This is a genomic window from Streptococcus sp. SO2 (genome assembly GCF_030440025.1).
The window spans coordinates 1-3,300 of sequence record NZ_JAQFJH010000033.1 but is presented as its reverse complement, the minus strand read 5'-3'; the positions used below and the strand labels follow the sequence as shown (position 1 = coordinate 3,300).

Genomic DNA, 3,300 nt, shown 5'->3' with positions numbered 1-3,300 from the left:
CTGGATATGGTTCTCTTGTAATGAGTTCGCCGTTGATTACTAAACATATTGATGTGGTCTCAAAAACTGTTCGCTCTTACAAGCAGGCTGTTATAGGGCTTCGCTTAAGCGAACAATCAGTTCTGACAGTGACCAACAGACCTGTTCGTGAGCCACAGTTGGAAGAACAAGAACACTACTATGTTTCCGATGGGTTAGCAAGTAGAATGAAAGTATTAATGGTATAGAAAGGGAAGAAATGGGAAGAGCAGAGATACAAGCAGAAATTAATGAAATAAATCAATCTATATCATCTTTAACGACAGAGATTGATAAATTTGTTGAAATAAAAAAATCTTTAACATCATTTCCGACAACGATTAGTTATGTATTGGTAAGTGATGAAAATATCAAAAGCGGTTATAATCTAGCTGGAAAGAAATATTCAGAGCAAACTACTTCAGAGCAAGAACTTTTGAAGAATCTTAAACGAGACTTTAATACAAAAATTGATAATGTTTCCGAAAAAGTCTCTAAGAAAATTCAAGAATTAGAAGAAGAAAAGAGTGATTTGGCAATAAGAAAGTTCCTTTTAGGCATTGACTTGTTAGCTACGAAGGAGTGAAAATATGAGTGAAGTTATTAAAGTATATGATTTACCAGCAATAGAACGGTATGCAAAAGCAATTCAGGAGTTTTCTAAAAATGTTGAGTCAGCATCTGAGGAAACAGAACGACAATTTAATACTAAGACAGGGAATAATACTGATGAAGCACTTGCGCTGACAGCCTTTTTTGAGCGTTTAAATTCTTTACAAAATCAAGTATTTCACACATTTCCTCAGTATATAAGGCATTTCTCAGGGAGTATTTCACACTTTGAAAATAGCATTAGTGATGCTGGGTTTGATAAGGAGGCCTGGACTAGTGAAACTGGTACGCAAGAGGTAGGGACTAAATTAACTGGCGAAGGAGAAGATAGTCAATTATATGCCGTGAAAGATACCATAAAAAATCTTCAATCTTTACTGGATACTGCAACTACAGCTCTTGGGATAGAAAATGAGAGCTTAGAAGCAACAAAAACAGCAGCGGAAGGAAGTTTGACAAGTGCAAAAGATAGTCGTCAAGCAACTCATAATACAATTCAAAGTGCTCATGATACATTTAACACAACCTTATTTGACGTACTTTCTGGGCTAATGGATTTGAAAAATAATATTGAGGTCGCTCAAGCAAAGCTTGCAGTTACTCCTAATGTTGTAATGGATTCTATTAAAAACAAAACTCTTACTCCAGATAAGATTTATTATCTTGATGCGATACAAAGCAAATCAGATGCAAAGATTATGACAGTGATTTTGAGTGAGGCTGATTATACTGATAAGAGAGCATTCTTTACAGATTTAGCAAATGTGAATACAAAGGATTCTAGCCTAGGAGTAGGGCAGATAATTGTTGAGCGTTTGATGTATGAAGTTCATCATGCTGAAGAAGATGGGAGTGTCCCTAACCTATCAATTTTTATGGCAGCCTTAACTCAACGAGATAAAGAAAGCGTAAAAGACTATGCATTGAGGTTGTCTGCGGCAGCTGAAGCGACAGGAAACAGTTATAAAGTACAGGTGGATACTCTGATGCCAGAGTTTCCTCCACCAGGATCTCCTAAAGAGGCTTATACTGAGTATTTCAATCGAAAAAATAGCGCCGAAGTTCGTGCAGCAGTCTTGGCATTGAATAATAAAGTAGAGTGGTATGAAAAACTAAACAGTCTTTTTATGTATACAGCTATGAACGAACTGGGGAAAGGAAAACCAACAACTCTTCGAGTACCAAAAATGAATGGTGGTTTTGAAGACCAAGTTTTTACCAACAAGAATTCATTTAAAGAAGGTAGTTTTAAATTAACAAAAGGGACTGATGGGAAAGGCTTTTCTTTCACAGTTTCAGATAGTACTTTTGGATCTACAAATGTTAAGTCTGAAATCATTGATGAAAAAACAGGACTAAATATTCGAGAGAACATTGGCAAAATCAAAGATTTGAATGCAGAAAAGTCGAAGCTCTTTGCTTCAACAGTTCTAAATACAGTTAAAGACCTTGGTAAGTTATATGCGCCTGCAGGTGTCATGATTGGGATTGTTGAGGCTGGTATGAGTTCAGATAAGGATATTAAAAAGGTTATCAATGGCGCAGAGGCTATTTCTTCACCAGTTTTATTAGATCAAATTCCGGAACATAAATATAGTAATAAAGCTAAAGGCTTGACAAAAATTGCAAAAAACATTTATGATTATTTTGAAAAAAGTGAAAGTTACGACAAAGAAATTAAAAATCTGAAGAAAAGTAGTGAGGCTGAATTTTGGCAATATGGTGGAACTTCTTTCACAAATGATGATCAATTTAAGAGTAATTCTCAATATATCAGTCCTAGCTACGATGTAGAAGCCTATCTGAAGCAACAAGATCTAAAGAAAAATGGTCTTCGAACTTACATTGCAGAGACGGCTATTAGTAATGGACAGGATCCATATGATGTATTGGAACGATTTGATAAAGCTATTGATCAGAGTAAACTAAATGGTGATTACGATGCGGATATGAAGGCTCTTTTGAGTGGGAAAGGTAATCCTAACCGCAGCCTAGAGTGGATTGGTTTTGAGAAGTTTTATAATGGACTGGAGGATGCGGAAACAGCCGTTAATGTTAATAAAGCTAATCCATACGAAAAAGCCCCTTCTTATTTCACTCGAGATTCTTATGAGAAATGGTCTTATTTAGGTTATGTAAATGGAGTAGGTGCAGGAGGAAACTGATACGATGAGGAATATATTATCAAATAAGCGTGCTTTTCAATTTGTGTTAGCTAGTCTAATTCTTATCCCTTTCATTATAGTAGGTACTGTTGGGTTCCAACAATTATTTAAAGAACCTGAAAAAGTCGAATATTCTATTGAAGAATACCATTCTGTAAAAGAAAACGTATATTTTTTCGGGAATCAACGAAAATTCGTCTTATTAAACACCGATTCCAAAGCGAGACCTGGGGGTGGTGTCTATCTTTATACAACCGAGCGGAAAGTGATGACAAGTAAAGGTGGAGTTGATTTAACCGATAGAAAAAACAGGCCCAAATCAGATTATTGGAAGATTCGTCTTTATGACTATAGAACAGAAGACTTAGCCGTTAAAGAAGTGGATCTAAACAAAGTGGTCGCAGACTATGACGCCAGTTTTTTTCCGATTGATTTCAGAATCTTCACCTATCGTAATAATCCCAAGAACGTCATCAATATAGAAGTTAAAGACAAACAAGGTACT

General features: G+C 35.7%; 2 protein-coding genes and 2 pseudogenes. All 4 read left to right on the top strand.

Features of this window, described 5'->3' with window-relative positions; genetic code table 11:
* Positions 1-227: pseudogene (locus PCY17_RS11990) on the top strand (hypothetical protein); the annotation flags it as partial.
* Positions 228-238: 11 nt separating this feature from the next.
* Entirely contained in the window at positions 239-604 is a 366-nt protein-coding gene (locus tag PCY17_RS11985) for a hypothetical protein (RefSeq protein WP_042903179.1), read from the top strand.
* Between the two features lie 4 nt (positions 605-608).
* Positions 609-2,795, top strand: a complete 2,187-nt coding sequence (locus tag PCY17_RS11980; protein WP_042903180.1) for a hypothetical protein — start codon at positions 609-611, stop codon at positions 2,793-2,795.
* 4 nt (positions 2,796-2,799) lie between these two features.
* Positions 2,800-3,300 (top strand): annotated as a pseudogene (locus PCY17_RS11975) (hypothetical protein); the annotation flags it as partial.